Source organism: Nocardioides hankookensis (genome assembly GCF_042658885.1).
Taxonomy (GTDB): Bacteria; Actinomycetota; Actinomycetes; order Propionibacteriales; family Nocardioidaceae; genus Nocardioides; species Nocardioides hankookensis.
Map to the genome: position 1 here is coordinate 1 of NZ_JBHSRJ010000003.1, position 17,043 is coordinate 17,043.

11 protein-coding genes and 1 pseudogene are annotated in these 17,043 nt (G+C 72.6%); 6 read left to right on the forward strand and 6 right to left on the reverse strand.

Annotated elements, in window-relative coordinates:
• Both ACFPYL_RS05150 and ACFPYL_RS05155 read left to right on the forward strand, forming a co-directional pair.
• Nucleotides 1–183, forward strand: a pseudogene (locus tag ACFPYL_RS05150) (hypothetical protein); the annotation flags it as partial.
• Nucleotides 184–509: 326 nt separating this feature from the next.
• The gene (locus ACFPYL_RS05155) at nucleotides 510–2,528 is read left to right on the forward strand and encodes a sensor histidine kinase (RefSeq protein WP_379151178.1); all 2,019 of its coding nucleotides are present in this window, start codon (nucleotides 510–512) and stop codon (nucleotides 2,526–2,528) included.
• On the opposite strand, the gene ACFPYL_RS05160 is transcribed toward ACFPYL_RS05155, so the two are convergent.
• On the reverse strand, nucleotides 2,517–3,569 hold the full coding sequence (locus ACFPYL_RS05160) for an LLM class flavin-dependent oxidoreductase (protein WP_379151181.1): 1,053 nt from the start codon (nucleotides 3,567–3,569) through the stop codon (nucleotides 2,517–2,519). The two genes, ACFPYL_RS05155 and ACFPYL_RS05160, sit on opposite strands and share 12 nt — an antisense overlap.
• Nucleotides 3,570–3,603: 34 nt before the next feature.
• Here ACFPYL_RS05160 and ACFPYL_RS05165 point away from each other — a divergent pair, with 34 nt between their 5' ends.
• The 3 genes from ACFPYL_RS05165 to ACFPYL_RS05175 all read left to right on the forward strand — a co-directional run bounded on the left by ACFPYL_RS05165 (nucleotide 3,604) and on the right by ACFPYL_RS05175 (nucleotide 9,238).
• On the forward strand, nucleotides 3,604–6,825 hold the full coding sequence (locus tag ACFPYL_RS05165) for a response regulator (protein ID WP_379151184.1): 3,222 nt from the start codon (nucleotides 3,604–3,606) through the stop codon (nucleotides 6,823–6,825).
• A gap of 20 nt (nucleotides 6,826–6,845) precedes the next feature.
• Nucleotides 6,846–8,081 carry a hypothetical protein gene (locus tag ACFPYL_RS05170; RefSeq protein ID WP_379151187.1) on the forward strand — a complete coding sequence of 412 codons (1,236 nt, stop codon included), beginning with the start codon at nucleotides 6,846–6,848 and terminating at the stop codon, nucleotides 8,079–8,081.
• 80 nt (nucleotides 8,082–8,161) lie between these two features.
• Entirely contained in the window at nucleotides 8,162–9,238 is a 1,077-nt protein-coding gene (locus ACFPYL_RS05175) for a Glu/Leu/Phe/Val family dehydrogenase (protein WP_379151190.1), read from the forward strand.
• A 28-nt stretch (nucleotides 9,239–9,266) separates the two neighbouring features.
• Here ACFPYL_RS05175 and ACFPYL_RS05180 read toward each other — a convergent pair whose 3' ends face one another.
• The 3 genes from ACFPYL_RS05180 to purF form a co-directional block, all read right to left on the reverse strand.
• Entirely contained in the window at nucleotides 9,267–9,449 is a 183-nt protein-coding gene (locus ACFPYL_RS05180) for a DUF3073 domain-containing protein (protein ID WP_379151193.1), read from the reverse strand.
• Nucleotides 9,450–9,580: 131 nt separating this feature from the next.
• The gene (gene purM, locus ACFPYL_RS05185; protein ID WP_379151196.1) at nucleotides 9,581–10,645 is read right to left on the reverse strand and encodes a phosphoribosylformylglycinamidine cyclo-ligase; all 1,065 of its coding nucleotides are present in this window, start codon (nucleotides 10,643–10,645) and stop codon (nucleotides 9,581–9,583) included.
• A gap of 12 nt (nucleotides 10,646–10,657) precedes the next feature.
• Nucleotides 10,658–12,202: an amidophosphoribosyltransferase gene (gene purF, locus ACFPYL_RS05190; protein ID WP_379151199.1), complete on the reverse strand. Its 1,545-nt coding sequence runs from the start codon at nucleotides 12,200–12,202 to the stop codon at nucleotides 10,658–10,660.
• Between the two features lie 161 nt (nucleotides 12,203–12,363).
• Between purF and ACFPYL_RS05195 the strand changes: the two genes are divergently transcribed.
• Nucleotides 12,364–14,142, forward strand: coding sequence for a sensor histidine kinase (locus ACFPYL_RS05195; RefSeq protein WP_379151202.1), 1,779 nt, complete (start codon nucleotides 12,364–12,366; stop codon nucleotides 14,140–14,142).
• A gap of 17 nt (nucleotides 14,143–14,159) precedes the next feature.
• On the opposite strand, the gene ACFPYL_RS05200 is transcribed toward ACFPYL_RS05195, so the two are convergent.
• Together ACFPYL_RS05200 and ACFPYL_RS05205 are read right to left on the reverse strand one after the other, a co-directional pair.
• Nucleotides 14,160–14,636: a (2Fe-2S)-binding protein gene (locus ACFPYL_RS05200; RefSeq protein WP_379151205.1), complete on the reverse strand. Its 477-nt coding sequence runs from the start codon at nucleotides 14,634–14,636 to the stop codon at nucleotides 14,160–14,162.
• Nucleotides 14,637–14,646: 10 nt separating this feature from the next.
• The gene (locus ACFPYL_RS05205; RefSeq protein ID WP_379151208.1) at nucleotides 14,647–16,986 is read right to left on the reverse strand and encodes a molybdopterin cofactor-binding domain-containing protein; all 2,340 of its coding nucleotides are present in this window, start codon (nucleotides 16,984–16,986) and stop codon (nucleotides 14,647–14,649) included.
• Nucleotides 16,987–17,043 lie beyond the last annotated feature (57 nt).

Below are 17,043 nucleotides of genomic sequence, written 5' to 3' on the forward strand. Positions count from 1 at the left end.
AACCAGGGCGGGAAGACCACCAGCTCGAACCTGGCGCCACTGTGCCGCTACCACCACCGCGTCAAGACCTTCGGCGGCTGGACCTACCACCGCACCTCCCGCACCGGCTTCCTGTGGACCACCCCGAAGGGCAAGACCCATCCCGTGGTCTTCGACGACCACCGAAGGCGACGAACCCGCTGACCCCCACCCCACCGGCCACGGCCGGTGGGGTCACTCCCATGCCCACTGCGGCCGGTGGGGTGGTTTCGAGGCTGACCACGTATCCCGCCCCTCGCGTCACCCACGGTGACTACGGCGGACCGCGGCGCTGAGGTGACCGGCCCGGTGGTGGTTTCGAGGCTCGGGCCTGACGGCCCTCACACCTCAACCACCGGCATCGGTGGTTGAGGTGTGAGCGGAGCGAGCCTCGAAACCACGATCCCGGCCGACTGGGACATCTCGCCCTCGTGGACGGGACTCCTGCGGCAGCATGATGCCCGCAGAGCAGTCGGCGAGAGGCGGGTGGCGTGGTCGAGACGGACGTCGTGCCCGGCGGCCCCGGGCGACGTGGTGCCGCCCTGGTGGTCGGCGTGCTGACGTGCCTGGTCTCGGCGACGGCGCTGGTGCTGGCCGTGGTCAACGCCGGCACCCCTGACCCGGACTTCGTGATCCACCGGGAGTTCTTCCCGACCGACCTGCTGATCGCGGTTGTCTACGCGCCGTTCGGCGTGTTCGTCGTGGTGCGCAGCGGCCACGTCATCGGGTGGGCGCTGCTGCTGGTCGGGGTGGGGTTCGCCCTCACGTCGTTGGGGATCCAGTACGCCGTGCTCGGCGTCGAGCACCCGGACCTGCCGGCGTACGCCTGGCTCGTCCAGCTCGTCGTCTCGGGCTGGATCGTCGGGGTCCTCACCTGCATCCTCGTCATCCCGTGTCTGGTCGGGCCGCGCGCGCCGACCGGGACGCGGCGCGTCGTGGCCACGCTCGCCGGCCTCGTCGCGGTGTCGTCCGGCGTCGTGCGCTACCTCATCGAGGTCGAGGACTTCCCGCCGAACCCGCTGACGGCGGGTACCGCGCTCGCCGACACGGCCCGCGCGTACGACGACTGGGTCATCCCGGTTTACTTCCTGCTCGGCCTGGTCGCGGTCACCTACCTCGGCGCGCGAGTGCGCCGCAGCGACCCGGTGGAGCGACGGCCGTTGGGCTGGGTGCTGGCCAGCGTCGCGACCACGACGCTCTCCTACCTCGCCTTCGAGCTCGGCCTCAGCCTCGGCCAGCCGATGCTCAGCGTCGGCGCCGGCACGCTGGCCGCCGCGATGCTGATGCTGCCGGTGGCCATCTTCGTCGTCGTCCGCGGGCCGTCCTGGAACCTCGACCTGGCCGTCTCCCGCGCCACGGTCGGTGCGTTGCTGACCCTCTTCGTCATCACGGCGTACGTCGTCCTCGTCTGGGTCGGCGGTCGCCTGCTGCCCGTCGGGCGCGACTCGGCGGGTCTGCTGGCCGTGGCGCTGCTGGCGGTGGGCATCATGCCGGTCCGCGCGTGGCTGCAGCGCCGGGTGGAGCGCCTGGTCTTCGGGTCGACCTCGGACGCGGGTGAGCTGCTGGTGCGTCTCGGCGCCGACGTCGGCACGTCCACCGACGACCGCACCGTCCTCGACGGGCTGGCGGAGGCCCTCCGGCACAGCCTGCGGCTCGCGGCGGTCGTGGTCGAGTCGACCGACGGCGACCTCCGGGTCACGGTCGGCAGGCCTGGGGAGCAGCTGGTCGCCGTGGTGCTCCGCAGCCGGGGCCGGCAGATCGGCACCCTGTGGCTCGGCCCGCCGACGGGCGAGCGCCTCGACCTGCGCACCCTCGAGCTGGTCCAGCAGATCTCCGGGCTGGTCGCGGGCGCCCTCGACCTCGCCCTCGTCAACGCCGACCTGGAGCGCGCCCGGGCCAGGCTCCTCGACGTACGCCAGGAGGAGCGCCGGCTGCTGCGCCGCGAGCTCCACGACAGCCTCGGCCCGTCGTTGGCCGGGATCTCGTTGGCGCTGGCCGGGATCGACCGCACCTCGACGCTGACCGCGCCCGACTCCGCGCTGCTCGCGCAGCTCCAGGAGGAGCTGGCCCACCGGGCCCAGGACGTGCGCGTGATGGCGCGGGCGCTGCTCCCGCCGCCGCTGGAGGAGGGCAGGCTCGGCGAGGCGCTCGACGGGCTCGCGGGGAGGTTCAGCGGACCCGGGTTCTGCGTCGAGGTGCGCGCCGACGGCCCCGACCTGATCGACAGCCGCCGCCAGGTGGCGATCTACCACGTCGCCGCCGAGGCGGTGCTGAACGCCCACCGGCACGCCGACGCCCGCCGCTGCACCGTCACGCTCTCCCGGACGGCGGAGGGGATCGGCCTGACGGTCACCGACGACGGGCTCGGCCTCTCCGACCAGCCGAGCGCCGGCATCGGCCTGCGGTCGATGCGCGAGCGCGCGACGGAGCTCGGCGGCTCGCTCGAGATCGCGACCTCCGAGGCCGGAGGCACGACGATCCGGATGTCACTTCCCACCTCAGTCGGCTAGGAGCTCCCGCACCCGCGGCACCACCTCGGTGCCGTAGAGCCGGATCGACTCCATCCGCTCAGCGTGCGGCAGCGTGCCGACGGCGTACTTCAGCTGGAAGCGGGACAGGCCGAGCGTGCGGACCGCCCAGGCGATCTTCTGCGCGACCGTCTCGGGCGAGCCGACGAAGAGCGCGCCCTGCGGGCTCGCGCCCGCCTCGAACTGGTCCGGCGTGTAGGGACCCCAGCCGCGTTCGCGGCCGATCTTCGTGAAGGCGGCGGCCTGGTGCGGGTACATCTGCTCGCGAGCCAGCTCGTCGGTCGCGGCGACGTGGCCGGGGCTGTGCATGGAGATCGGCAGCGTCGGCTGCTCGTAGTGCTCCAGCGCCCGGTGGTAGAGGTCGACGAGCTGCACGAACCCCGCAGGCGAGCCGCCGATGACGGCCAGCACCAGCGGGAGCCCGTACGACGCGGCGCGCACCACCGACTCCGGCGTGCCGCCCACACCGACCCAGGCAACCAGCCCGTCGGCGGTGCGCGGGTAGACCGAGACGCCCTCGAGCGGCGGGCGGATCGTGCCCTCCCAGCTCACCGGCTCCTCGCGCAGCAGCTCGGCGAAGATCTCCAGCTTCTCGGAGAAGAGCACCTCGTAGTCCTCGAGCGAGAGCCCGAAGAGCGGGAACGACTCCGTGAACGACCCACGACCCAGGGTCACCTCCGCGCGCCCGCCGGAGACGGCGTCGAGGGTGGCGAAGCGCTGGAAGACCCGGATCGGGTCGTCGGAGCTCAGCACCGTCACCGACGTGCCGAGCCGGATCCGGGTGGTCTGGCCCGCGATCGCCGCCAGCACGACGTCCGGCGCACTGATCGCGAAGTCCGGTCGGTGGTGCTCGCCGACGCCGAAGAAGTCGAGCCCGAGCTCGTCGGCGAGCGCTGCCTCGGCGACGACCTGCCGGATCGCCTCCGCCTGGGTGACGCCCTCCTCGAGGTCGCCGAACGTGTCGAGACCGAAGGTCGGAGCGTCGGGAGTGCCCAGCCGGGTGTCCACTGCGTCGATGTTCACACCACCATCCTCCCCGGTCCGGTAGGAATGGGGCATGGACGGCACGCAAGAGGGGCGGCCGGGGCCCGACGACCCCGCCTTCGTCCGCCGACTCTTCGACGCGCACCCCGACGGCCTGTGGCTCTTCGACGACGAGGGCGTGACCGTCTGGGCCAACGACAACATCGCCGAGATCGTCGGCCGGGCGATCGAGGAGATGGCCGGGCTCCCGGTCCGGGAGCTCTTCGACGAGCAGGGGCGCCGGGACTTCGACGCCCACCTCGTCGAGATGCGGCGCACCGGCGTCGGCGCCCAGAACGTCGAGGCCTACTTCGTGCGGCCGGACGGTACGGCGGTCTGGGGGCTGCTCAGCTACACGCCGGTCCTCGACGACGACGGGAGCCGGATCGGCTGGCTGCACCGCGTCACGCCGTACACCGAGCGCAAGGAGCTGGTCGCGGCGCTGGTCGAGCGCGAGCACCAGCTCGCCACCGCCCAGCGCATCGCCCACATCGGCAGCTGGGAGTGGGACGTCATCGCCGACCACGTGCTGTGGTCGGACGAGATGTGCCGCATCTTCGGGGTCGAGCCCGGCACCAGCCCGGACTTCCAGACCTACGTCCAGCTGCTGCACCCCGACGACCGCGAGCACTCGCAGGAGGTGATCCAGGGGGCCGCCGCCCGCGGCGAGCAGGAGTACGGCTTCGACCACCGCGTGCTGCGCGCGGACGGCGGTGTCCGCTGGGTGCGCGGTCGCGGGGTGATCGAGCGGGACCCGGGCGGCGCGGTCGTGCGGATGAGCGGCACGGCGCAGGACATCACCGACCTGCACCGGGCCGACGAGCAGGCCGCCGAGGCCAGCCGGCGGCTCTTCCTGCTCCAGCAGATGACGACGGCGGCCAACCGGGCGACCAACCTGCGCGAGGCCCTGGTGATCGCCGGGATCGGCGTCCCCGAGCACACCACGTGGTCCGCGGTGTGCGGCTTCCTCTACGACTGGCAGGTCCCCGGAGTCGAGGTCCTCGACATGAGCGGCGGACAGGCCGTCGTCCGGCCCGACCCGGCGCTGGCCGAAGAGGCGCGGCGTACCGGCGAGGTCACCGTGGGCGTGCCGTCCGCGATGGCCGACACCCACAGCCTCGTCGCGATGCCGGTCGCCCTCGGCGACGAGGTGATCGCGGTGGTGGAGCTGGTCGCCGACGAGCTGCCGCCCGACGAGAACTCGCACCAGCTGATGACCCAGATCTCCCACCAGCTCGGCCTGGTCGCCGAGCGCGAGCGCAGCGCGGCCGCCCTCGCCGAGGCGCGCGACGACGCGATGGAGGCGTCGCGGCTGAAGTCGGAGTTCCTCGCGACGATGTCGCACGAGATCCGGACCCCGATGAACGGCGTCATCGGCCTCACCGACCTGCTGCTGCGCACCGACCTCGACGAGCACCAGCGCCGGCTGGCCGCCAACCTCCAGAACGCCGGCATGACGCTGCTCGGCATCATCAACGACATCCTCGACCTCTCGAAGATCGAGTCCGGCAAGCTCGAGCTCGAGGCCGCGGACTTCGACGTCCGCGCCGTCTTCGACCAGGTGGCGAGCGTGCTCAGCGGGCCGGCGCACGACAAGGGGCTCGAGCTGATCGTCGCCTGCCACCCGGACGTGCCGCTCCAGCTGCGGGGTGACTCCGTGCGCTTCGGGCAGGTGATCAGCAACCTGGGCTCGAACGCCGTGAAGTTCACCGACACCGGCGAGGTCGTCATCGAGGCCCGCGTCGAGCGGCAGACCCCGCGCGACGTGGTGCTGCGCGTCGACGTGACCGACACCGGCGTCGGCATCGACCCGGCGTCGCGCGAGCGGCTCTTCGAGGCCTTCACCCAGGCCGACCCGTCGACCACCCGTCGCCACGGCGGCACCGGGCTCGGCCTGGCGATCTCGCGGCAGCTGGTCGACGCGCTCGGCGGCGAGCTGTGGGTGACCAGCGAGCCGGGCTCGGGCAGCACCTTCTCCTTCACGGTGCGGCTCGAGCGGGTCACCGGGGCGGCCGCGCGCCAGTTCGACGTACCGGTCCAGCTGCGCGGGCGGCGGATCCTGGTCGTCGACGACAACGAGACCAACCGCTTCATCCTCGAGGACCAGCTCGCGGCCTGGCACATGCGCGCCTTCGCGGTCGCGTCGGCCGCCGAGGCGCTCACGACGCTGCACGAGGCGGTGGCGCTCGGCGACCCGTTCGAGGTGGCGCTGCTCGACCTGCGGATGCCCGACGTCGACGGCCTCCAGCTGGCCGAGCAGCTGCGCGGCGACCCCGGACTCATGGGCCTCCAGATGGTGCTGCTCAGCTCGGAGCAGGTGCCGCGCCAGCAGGTGGCCGACGCCGGGATCCGGAGCAGCCTCAGCAAGCCGGTCCGCGAGGTCGAGCTGCACGACGCCCTGCTCGGCGTGCTCGCACCGCGTCCGCCCGGCGCCGCGCGGGCGCGCAGCACGGCGACGGGAGCCGACCTCGGCCTCCGCGTCCTCGTCGTCGAGGACAACCCGGTCAACCAGATGGTGGCGACCGGGCTCCTGGAGAACCTCGGCTGCACGGTCGACGTCGCCGACGACGGGATCGCCGCCGTCGAGCGCCTCTCCGGCGCGCACGGGTACGCCGTGGTGTTCATGGACTGCCGGATGCCACGTCTCGACGGCTTCGACGCCACCCGCCAGGTCCGCGCCGCCGAGCCGCCCGGCCAGCGGGTCCCGATCATCGCGATGACCGCCTCCGCGCTCGAGGGCGAGCGGGAGCGTTGCCTCGAGGCCGGCATGGACGACTACCTCACCAAGCCCGTCGACGCCGCCGAGGTCGAGAGCGCCCTGCGCACCTGGGCCGGCCTGCCCGAGGCTCCGGCCCCCGAGCCGCCACCCCAGCGGGAGCCCCCGCCGGAGGCCGCGGCCGTGATCGGCGTGCTCGACGCCGACCGGGTCCGGATGCTCGAGGGGCTGGTGAAGGACGGCACCTCCTTCTTCGAGCGCACGGCGGCGTCGTTCATGGGTCGCGTCGGCGACCAGCTGGTGGCGATCCGCGCCGCGGTGGAGCGCGCCAACGCCAACTCGCTGCTCACCTCCTCCCACCAGCTCAAGGGCAGCGCGCTCAACCTGGGCCTCCCCCGGGTCGCCGCCGCGGCCGCGCGGCTCGAAGCGCTCGGCACCGCCGGGCGCACCGACGGGGCCGAGGCGATGCTCGACGAGCTGACGGCCGAGGTCGACATCGCCGTCTCCGCCTTGCAGCAGGCGACGGCGAAGGGCCGCTGACGGCGCCCTAGGATTCGGCCGTGCCCACGCTCCCCCGATTCACCGAGGTGGGCCGCAGCCGACCGGTCGACCTGCTGGTGCCCGGCTCGACCCTCGACGAGGTCGTCGCGCCGTACGCCGCCGCGACCGGGCCGGGCTCGCTCGAGCTCACCTCCGGCAGCGACCGGCTCGTGGCGCGGTACGACGGGGACGCGGTCTGGCTCGAGGTCACGACCGGCGGCCGGACGACGCGGCACCGGTCGCGGCGCTCGGCCCGGACCCGCGGTCCGGTCGCCGAGGTCGCCGTGGCCCTGACCGGCACCCACCTCACCGCGCTGACCCGCGACGACGGCCCGTGGGTCGCCCGGGCGCGCGTCGACCTGGAGCACCGGATCGACACCCACGACGAGGGCTGGCTGGCCGGGCTCCGGTCCGACGCACGGCTCGCCGGCCGCTTCGGTCAGCTCGGCCTGCGCGACGTGCGCCTGGTCAGCGGCGTCCCGGACGGCCGGGTCGTGCTCTCCGCGACCAGCGCCGGCCCGGGCTTCTTCGACACCGCGCACACGTCGCTGTGGGAGCTGACGCCGTCGACGCTCGAGCTCACCCACCTCTCCGACGTCTTCTTCCGCCGCCCTGACCGTCCCGGTGCGTACGGCGACCACGCGACCCACGTGCTCCGCGAGGGCGAGGAGTGGCTGGTCGCGACCAGCACCTGGGCCGACTTCGACCGGCGCCGCCCGACCGTGGGCGTCACGCTGGCGCGCACCACTGCCGACCTGCTGAGCGGCACCCACCTGCTCGACACCGAGCCGCTGCCGCTGCCCGTCGACGGCCTGCGCTCGGTGGGCGTGTGGGACCCGCACCTGGCGCGCACGGACGACGGCTGGCTGGTCGGCTTCGTCAGCGCCACGAAGTTCTTCCGCTTCCACCCGGCGCTCGCAGGTGGCCCGAGCCTCGACGCGCTGACCCTGCGCGGCGCCGCGTCCGGGCTCGTCGAGACCGAGGGCACCACGCTGCTGCACCTCGACGACGGGTGGCGGGTGCTGGCGAGCGACAAGCGCGCGCAGGCCTACCCGGTCTTCGACCTGTCCCTGCGCCCGACCGGCACCGTGGCCGCGCCGTACCTCTCCAACATCCCGTGGCCGACGCTCGTGCCCGAGGGCGACTCGTGGCTCCTGGTCGCCTTCGACGGGACGCCGTACGGCGGCCGCGTCTGCGGCTACGGGACCCACGGCGACGTCGTTTTCATGCGACCGGAGGTCGGGTCTACCGTGTGACCCAGAGCACGCGCCACCCCTGCGTGCCGACCCACACGACGCCACCCACCCCGTGGCCGACCCAGAGAGCAGGACCATCCATGTCTGATGTCTTCGACCTTGGCAGCGAGCACGAGCAGGTCGTCTTCGCGAACGACCCGGCCACCGGCCTCAAGGCGATCATCGCGGTCCACTCGACCGCCCTCGGTCCGGCTCTGGGCGGCACCCGCTTCCACCCGTACGCCTCGACGGCCGACGCCGTGCGCGACGTCCTCAACCTCTCGCGCGGCATGTCCTACAAGGCCGCGCTCGCGGGCCTCGACCTCGGCGGCGGCAAGGCCGTGATCATCGGCGACCCGACCACCCAGAAGTCCGAGCCGCTGCTGCGCGCCTACGGCCGGCACGTCCAGGCTCTCGGCGGCCGCTACTACACGGCCTGCGACGTGGGCACCTTCTCCGCCGACATGGACGACATCGCCCGCGAGTGCTCCTTCGTCACCGGCCGCACGGTCGCGCACGGCGGCGCGGGCGACAGCTCGGTGCTGACGGCGTACGGCGTCTTCCAGGGCATGCGCGCCGCGGCCCAGGTCGCGTGGGGCACCACCTCGCTGGCCGGGCGCACCGTCGGCGTGGCCGGCGTCGGCAAGGTCGGCCGCCACCTGGTCCGGCACCTGGTCGAGGACGGCGCGACCGTCGTGGTGACCGACGTCTACGCCCCGGCCCTCGCGCAGGTGCGCGACGAGCACCCCGGCGTGCGCGTGGTGGCCTCCGAGGCGGAGCTGGTCGCCTCCGCGCTCGACGTCTACGCGCCGTGCGCGATGGGCGACGCCATCACCGACGAGGTCGTCGAGACGCTGAGCGCCACGATCGTCTGCGGCGCCGCCAACAACCAGCTCGCCCACCCCGGGGTGGAGAAGGCGCTCGAGGAGCGCGGCATCCTCTACGCGCCCGACTACTGCGTCAACGCCGGCGGCCTGATCCAGGTCGCCGACGAGCTGGAGGGCTTCTCCTTCGAGCGCGCCCAGCAGCGCGCGACGGGCATCTTCGACACCACGCTGCGCGTCTTCGAGCTCGCCGCGACCGACAACGTGCCGCCCGCGATCGCCGCCGACCGGCTGGCCGAGCGGCGGATGCGCGAGGTCGGTCGCCTGCGCGGGATGTGGCTGCCGCAGCGCTGACCGTCAGACGCGACGAGGGTGACGAGCGTCAGTCACGCGAGTCGGAGTAGTCCGACCACTTCTCGAGCTCTTCGGGCTCGACGCCGCTGTCGTCCTCGCCAGAGGAGCCGTGGAGCTCACTGGCGAGCGCACCGAAGTCCGTCTCGTGAGTGCGGTACTTCAGGTCGCGAGCGACCTTCGTCTGCTTGGCTTTCGCTCGGCCGCGCCCCATAGGGTCAGCCCCCTCGCACGCTCGGCCGGGGCACAGTGGCTCCCGGGCTGGTCTCAAAGAGTTCTCGTGAGCCCAACGCTACCTGTTGGCTGGCTGTTCCTGCACATCGGTTCGCGCGATTCCCAGGATTGTCACCAGCCGGGGTGCTGCCCGACCAGCTCGACGGCCCCGCCGCGGCCGGTCGCGGGGGCGACCTCGCCGGCCACCCAGGCCCGGATGCCGTGCTCGGCGAGCACCGCGATCGCCCGGTCGACGTCCTCCGGCTCGGTCAGCGCGACCATGCCGACGCCACAGTTCAGGGTCATCTCGAGGTCCGGCTGGGGTACGTCGCCGACGCGCCGCACCAGGTCGAAGATCGGCTGCGGCGTCCAGGTCGACCGGTCCAGGGTCGCGGACAGCTCCACCGGCATCACCCGCTCGAGGTTGGCGGCCAGGCCGCCGCCGGTCACGTGGGACATCGCGTGCGTGCGGGTCCGGTCGGCCAGCGCGAGGCAGGCCTTCGCGTAGATCCGGGTCGGCTCGAGGAGCTCCTCACCCAGGGTGCGGCCGAGCTCGTCGTGGTGGCCCTCGAGGGGCAGGCCGGCCTTCTCGAGCAGGACGTGGCGCACCAGCGAGTAGCCGTTGGAGTGCAGGCCCGAGGCCTCCATCGCGATCACGACGTCACCGGGACGGACCCGGCCGGGGCCGAGGAGCTTGTCGGCCTCCACGACGCCGGTGGTCGCGCCGGCGACGTCGTACTCGTCCGGCGCGAGCAGGCCGGGGTGCTCGGCGGTCTCGCCGCCGACGAGGGCGCAACCCGCGAGGACGCAGCCCTCGGCGATGCCCTTGACGATCGCGGCGATCTTCTCGGGCTCGACGCGGCCGGTCGCGATGTAGTCGGTCATGAAGAGCGGCTCGGCCCCGCAGACGACGAGGTCGTCGACGACCATGCCGACCAGGTCGAAGCCGATCGTGTCGTGGACGTCCATCGCCTGCGCGATCGCGACCTTGGTGCCGACGCCGTCGGTCGACGTCGCGAGCAGCGGGCGCTCGTAGCGGGTCAGCGCCGAGGCGTCGAAGAGGCCAGCGAAGCCGCCGAGCCCGCCGATGACCTCGGGCCGGCGCGACTTCTCGATCCAGCCCTTCATCAGCTCGATCGCCGTGTCGGCGGCCTGGATGTTGACGCCGGCCTCGGCGTACGCGTTGGACTCGCTCACGGGACTCCTGGCTCAGGGGTTGTTGAGGACGGGGAGCGCCTTGCCCATCGTCGGCGACTTCAGCGTCGCCTCGAGGAGGTGCTTGCCGAGGAGGCTCTCGTCGGGCAGCTCGATCGGGTACTCGCCGGTGAAGCAGGCCCTGCAGAGCCGGTCGGAGGCCTGCCCGGTCGCGTCGATCATGCCGTCGAGGGAGATGTAGCCGAGGGTGTCGGCGCCGACGCTGGCGGCGATCTCCTCCGGCGTCAGCCCGTTGGCGATCAGCTCGGCCCGCGTCGCGAAGTCGATGCCGTAGAAGCACGGCCACTTCACCGGCGGGCTGGAGATGCGCACGTGCACCTCGAGCGCGCCGGCCTCGCGCAGCATCCGCACCTGGGCGCGCTGGGTGTTGCCGCGGACGATCGAGTCGTCGACCACCACGATCCGCTTGCCGCGGATCATGTGCTCGAGGGCGTTGAGCTTGAGCCGGATGCCGAGCTGGCGCAGCGTCTGGCTCGGCTGGATGAAGGTCCGGCCGACGTACGCGTTCTTGACGAAGCCCTGGCCGAACGGGATCCCGGACTCCTCGGCGTAGCCGGCCGCGGCCGGGGTGCCGGACTCGGGCACCGGGATGACCAGGTCGGCGTCGACGGGGTACTCGCGGGCGAGCTGGCGGCCCATCTCGACGCGGGACTCGTGGACGCTGCGGCCGCTGATCGTGGCGTCCGGTCGGGCGAGGTAGACGTACTCGAAGACGCAGCCCTTGGGGGCGGCCTCGGCGAAGCGGTGCGAGCGCAGGCCGTTCTCGTCGATGACGATCATCTCGCCCGGCTCGACCTCGCGGACCACGCTGGCGCCGATGGTGGCGAGCGCGGCGTCCTCGGACGCGACCACCCAGCCGCGGTCGAGGCGGCCGAGCACGAGCGGCCGGATGCCCTGCGGGTCGCGCGCGGCGTACAGGGTGTTCTCGTTCATCCAGACGAAGCAGAACGCGCCCTTGAGCAGCGGCAGCACCTCGAGCGCCCGCTGCTCCAGCGAGGTGTCGGGGTGGTGCGCGAGGAGGGCGGTGACCAGCCCGGTGTCGTTGGTGGAGCTCTCCACCGGCCGGGTGTGCAGCTCGAGCTCGTCGTCGGGACCGGGCAGGTCGACGACCATCTGGGCGAGCTCGGCGGTGTTGATCAGGTTGCCGTTGTGGCCGAGCGCGATCGAGCCGTCGGCGGTGGGGCGGAACGTCGGCTGCGCGTTCTGCCAGGTGCTGGCGCCGGTCGTCGAGTAGCGGCTGTGCCCGATGGCGAGGTGGCCCTTCAGCGACGCGAGCGTCGTCTCGTCGAAGACCTGCGAGACCAGACCCATGTCCTTGTAGACCAGGATCTGTCGGCCGTTGCTCACCGCGATGCCGGCGGACTCCTGGCCCCGGTGCTGCAGGGCGTAGAGCCCGAAGTAGGTCAGCTTGGCGACGTCCTCGCCCGGCGCCCAGACGCCGAACACGCCGCAGGCGTCCTGGGGACCCTGGTCGTGGGGGTCGAGCGCCGCGGTCAGCCTGCCGTCGCCACCCTTGCGGGGGCTGGATTCGAAGGGCACGCGCCGAGTCTACGGCCGTACCCGGGCGGGATCGATTCGACGTGACCGGTGGACGGAAAGGCTCAGGCCCGGCCACCCGCCGACGATGGGCCTCACGGGCGTGCGAGGCGACGCCTGTGGCTGCGCCGTACCATGACCTCACCCGAGGAAGACGAGGACCGATGGCCCGGGACGTGACCCCCGAACAAGCCGCAGCACGCCTGCGGTGGTCGGACTCTGCCTCCCGCGACACGCTCCAGCTGATCGCCGAGGGAGTCACCGAGGTGGCCGGCTTCGGGATCGCCGCGATCAGCGTGGTCCGCCAGGACGGCGCGCTCGAGTCCGTGGCCGTCGCCGGCAGCGAGGAGGCCCGCGCCGAGCTCGAGGGCACTCGGTCCACCGAGGCCCGGCTCCTCGAGGAGCTCGCCAAGGCCGACGACTGGGGCCTGCTCCGCTTCGTCCCCCACGAGCGCACCGACGAGGGCGCCGGCGACACCTGGGGCTGGGTCCCCGACTACGAGCCGATCGACGCCCCGGACGCCTGGCACCCCCTCGACCTGCTGATCGCCCCGCTGTACGACGACGACGGCCTGCTCCGCGGCACCCTCGCGATGGACCTGCCCGTCGGCGGACGCCGGCCCGACGAGGCGCAGCGCGCCGTCCTCAACGCGTACGCCGAGCAGGCCGGGCGCGCCGTCGTCGTGGCGCTCGAGCGCGAGGCGCTCGCCGAGCAGGTCCGGATGGCGGAGGCCGCCCGCCGGATCGTCCGCCGCGCCAGCGCGCAGCTCAGCCTGGACCGGATCTTCTCCGACTGCCAGGACGCCCTCATCGAGGGCTTCCGTGCCGCCGGGATGTGGATCCAGACCTTCGGGCACGAGGGCGCCGACACCGGCCACATCTACTCCTCGGACGGCGTCGACGTGAGCCTGGACGCCCGGATGGTCCAGATCGCCCAGGCCGCCGCGTTCGAGGCCTGGGAGCGTCAGCAGGCCGTCGTCATCGCCCCGGACCGGTCGTTCGAGCCGCTCTCGGACGACGAGGCCGCCGACGTCCTCGACTTCCTGGACACGATCTCGGTCGAGTCCCTGCTCTTCATCCCCCTCGGCGCCGGGCCGGAGTGTCTCGGCAACCTCGTGCTCACCCGGCTGGCCGGGGCGCCGGCGTGGACCGAGGCGGAGGCCACCACGGCCCTCGACATCGGGCACGACCTGGGGCGCGCGATCCTCAACGCCCGCATCTTCCAGCGCGAGCACCAGCTGGTCCGGGAGCTCCAGGAGCTCGACACCTACAAGGGCCAGCTCATCGCCACCGTCGCGCACGAGCTCAAGAACCCGCTCTCCTCGGTGCTCGGCCACCTCGAGATCCTCGAGTCGGCGCCGGTCCTCGACGACCGGACCACGAGCTCGCTGTCCGCCATGGACCGCGGCGCCCAGCGGATGGTCAAGGTGATCGACGACCTGCTGCTGCTCTCGAAGGTCGGTGACCCGGAGAACCCGGTCATCGCCCGCCCGGTCGACCTGAGCCAGGTCGTCGACGACGTCGTCGACCTGGTCGCGCTCTCGGCCCAGCAGAAGCAGATCGACCTGCGCGTCGAACTGCCGGAGGAGCCCGTGCTCGCCCTGGGCGACGCAGACGAGCTGGACCGGCTCTGCGCCAACCTCGTCAGCAACGCGGTGAAGTACACCCCCGAGGGCGGCGACGTGACCGTCAGCCTGGCCCTGGTCGATGGCGAGGCCGTCTTCACGTGCCACGACGAGGGCATCGGGATGTCCCCGGAGGACGTCTCCCGGCTCGGCACCGAGTTCTTCCGGTCCTCCAACCCGCTCGCGCTCGCCCAGCCCGGCACCGGCCTGGGCCTCGCGATCGTGCAGCGCATCGTGGAGCGCCACGACGGCCGGCTGGACATCGACTCCGAGCTCGGCAGCGGCAGCACCTTCCAGGTCCACCTGCCCGCCGCCTGAGGCGCTCCCTCTCAGGGCTACATCCGGCGCGCGCCCTGCTCGATGGCCTCGCGGATCCGGGTGTAGGTCCCGCAGCGACAGATGTTGCGGATGCCGTCCAGGTCGGCGTCGGTGATCGAGCGGTGCTCGCGGCGTACCTTCCGGACCAGCGCGACCGCGGCCATGATCTGGCCGGGCTGGCAGTAGCCGCACTGGGCGACGTCGCGGTCGAGCCACGCCTGCTGCATCGGGTGCAGGTCGCCGTCGACGGTGTCGGCCAGGCCCTCGATCGTGGTGACCTCGTCGGTCTTCTTCAGGTCGCCGACCCGCACCGAGCAAGGGTTGAAGGCACGTCCGTTGACGTGGGACGTGCAGGCCTTGCAGACGTTGATGCCGCAGCCGTACTTGGGCCCGGTGACGCCGAGCAGGTCCCGGAGCACCCACAGCACGCGGACGTCGTCGTGGACGTTGAGCGTCACGGTCTTGCCGTTGAGGACGAAGGTCTGTCGGGGCACGTGTGGCTCCTCAGTAGGTGAGCTTGAGCCCGTTGGTGGGCGACGGCGGGACAGGTGGCACGTAGGGCTTCGGCTTGAACTCGAGGCGGTCGCGGTGGTTGACCGGGAAGTACGCCGGGGTCGTGCCGGTCGCCCGCGCGTAGGCGCAAGCCACGGCGGCGAACGTCGCCGCGACCCCCGCCTCGCCCGCACCGCCGGGCTGGCCGCTGTCGGACGGCATCACGATGACCTCGACCTCGGGCGGCGTGTTCCACTGCCGCGTGTAGAAGTAGTTGTCCCAGCTGGCCTCGAGGAAGTGGCCGTCGCGCAGGTGCATGCTCGACGTCAGGGCGAGGGCGATGCCGTCGTTGATCCCGCCCTGCATCTGGGCCTCCAGGCCGCGCGGGTTGACCACGAGCCCGACGTCGATCGCGAACACGACCTTGGTGACCCGAGGACCGCCGACGCCGTCGCGGATGTCGCGGCCGGTCTGTCGCGGCCGGTTGTCGATCTCGACGAGGCAGGCGCTGCAGCCCTTGTACTCCTTGTGGATCGCGATCCCCTGGGCCGTGCCGCGGGGCATCCGCCGGCCCCAGTCACCGGCCTTCGCCACGGCGTCGAGCACCGCGATGACCCGGTCGTTGCGGAGGTTGGCACGGCGGAACTCGTACGGGTCCTGGCCCATCGCCTCGGCCAGCCGGTCGACGGTGAGCTCGCCCGCCGTACGGACGTCGGGTGAGTAGATGTTGCGCATGCTGCCGGTGTTGAACCGGTCGTCGGTCTCGGTGAGCGTCTGGCTGATGACGCCGAAGTCGTAGGGCACCTCCTGCGTCAGCTCGAAGACCGTCTCGCTGAAGCCGAGGTTGCCGAGCCCGGTCGGCAGGCTGGCCGCCGTCGCGGTGACGATCTCCCCGAGCCCGTGCCGGAAGTCGGTCTCGACGCTCGTGTGGGTCTGCTGGAACGCGAGCACCTGGCCGCCGGCGTGCACCGCCCGCACCTTGCTGGTGGACATCGGGTGGCCGCGGCCGACCCGGGCGTCGTCGGCGCGGTGCCACATCAGCTTCACCGGCTTGCCCATCGCCTGGGAGATCTTCGCGGCCTCGAGCGCGCCGTCGAAGAACAGCCGCCGCCCGAACGAGCCGCCTGCCTGCACGACGTGGACCTTGACCGCGTCGACGCTCATCCCGAGCTCCTGCGCGATCCGTTCCTGCGCGGTGATCGGCGACTTCAGGCCGGCCCAGATCGTGGCCCGGTCGCGGCGTACGTCGGCGACGGCGGAGTTGGTGTCCATCGCGGAGTTGGACCGGAAGTAGAAGAGCGTGTCGACCTCGACCGTCTGCGCCAGCGGGTTGTCGCCGAGCAGGTCGCCGATCGAGTCGGAGAGGGCCGGCAGCGGCAGCTCGGCGGCCCGCAGCTCCTTCACGATGTCGGCGTCGGACAGCCCGGCGACCGGACCGTCCTCCCAGTCGACCTTCATCGCGCGGATCGCGTCGATGCACTGGCCGAACGTGCGGGCCCGGACGGCCACCCCGGTGTCGACGACCGCGACGTTGCGCACGCCCGGCATCGCGAGGATGCGCTTCTTGTTGCGCAGCCGCTTGGGCGTGCCGTTGAGCGTGGGCGCGCGGCAGACCATGGTCGGCAGGGCGCCCTTGACCTTCAGGTCGGTGGCGTACTTCTTGCGGCCGGTCACCGCGTCGCGCGCGTCGACGCGCGGGCGGCCGGTGCCCACCACCCGGAACGCGCTCGGGTCCTTGAGCCGGACCTCCACGGCCCGCGGCGTACGCCGGGCCGCGGCCCGCGCCAGCTCGCCGTAGGTCAGGCGGGCGCCGCCGGGCGCGGAGATGACGCCGGCCTTGGCGCGCAGCACCTCGACCGTGTCGCCCAGCTGGATCGCGGCCGCCTCGAGCAGCGCCGCCTTCGCGACGGCCGCGGCCACCCGGATCGGCGTGTACGTCGAGATCGTGGTGTTGGAGCCGCCGGTGAGCTGGTTGAAGAGCAGCTCCGGGCGGGCGTCGGCCAGGGTGACCCGGACCTTCTCGAGCGGCAGCTCGAGCTCCTCGGCGATCAGCATCGCCGTCGAGGTGGTGATCCCCTGACCGACCTCCATCCGGGGCAGTGCGAAGGACGCCGTGCCGTCCTCGTGGACCGTCACCGTGATCAGGTTGGCCGTCGGCATCGCGGCCTCGGTGAGCATGTCGTTGAGGTCGTAGACCTCGGCCGGCTGCGGGACGCCGGGGACGGCCGCGGCGGGGGCCGGTCGACCCAGCCCCAGGTCCGCCGCGGCGACCAGCGTCGTCCCGGCGACGACGTACCCGAGGAAGGAGCGCCGGGCGACCCCGGCAGGAACGGTGTCGAGATCACGGGGCATGTGGGCCCAACGACGAGAGGTGACGGCGGTCACGGCCCGCGCCCTCATAGGATCGGG

Bases quoted from the DNA above. Each gene is read 5' to 3' on its own strand.
- ACFPYL_RS05180 (WP_379151193.1), bottom strand. From the start codon at position 9,449: ATGGGGCGCGGCCGAGCGAAAGCCAAGCAGACGAAGGTCGCTCGCGAC.
- ACFPYL_RS05175 (WP_379151190.1), top strand. From the start codon at position 8,162: ATGTCTGATGTCTTCGACCTTGGCAGCGAGCACGAGCAGGTCGTCTTC.
- ACFPYL_RS05195 (WP_379151202.1), top strand. From the start codon at position 12,364: ATGGCCCGGGACGTGACCCCCGAACAAGCCGCAGCACGCCTGCGGTGG.
- ACFPYL_RS05165 (WP_379151184.1), top strand. From the start codon at position 3,604: ATGGACGGCACGCAAGAGGGGCGGCCGGGGCCCGACGACCCCGCCTTC.
- ACFPYL_RS05205 (WP_379151208.1), bottom strand. From the start codon at position 16,986: ATGCCCCGTGATCTCGACACCGTTCCTGCCGGGGTCGCCCGGCGCTCC.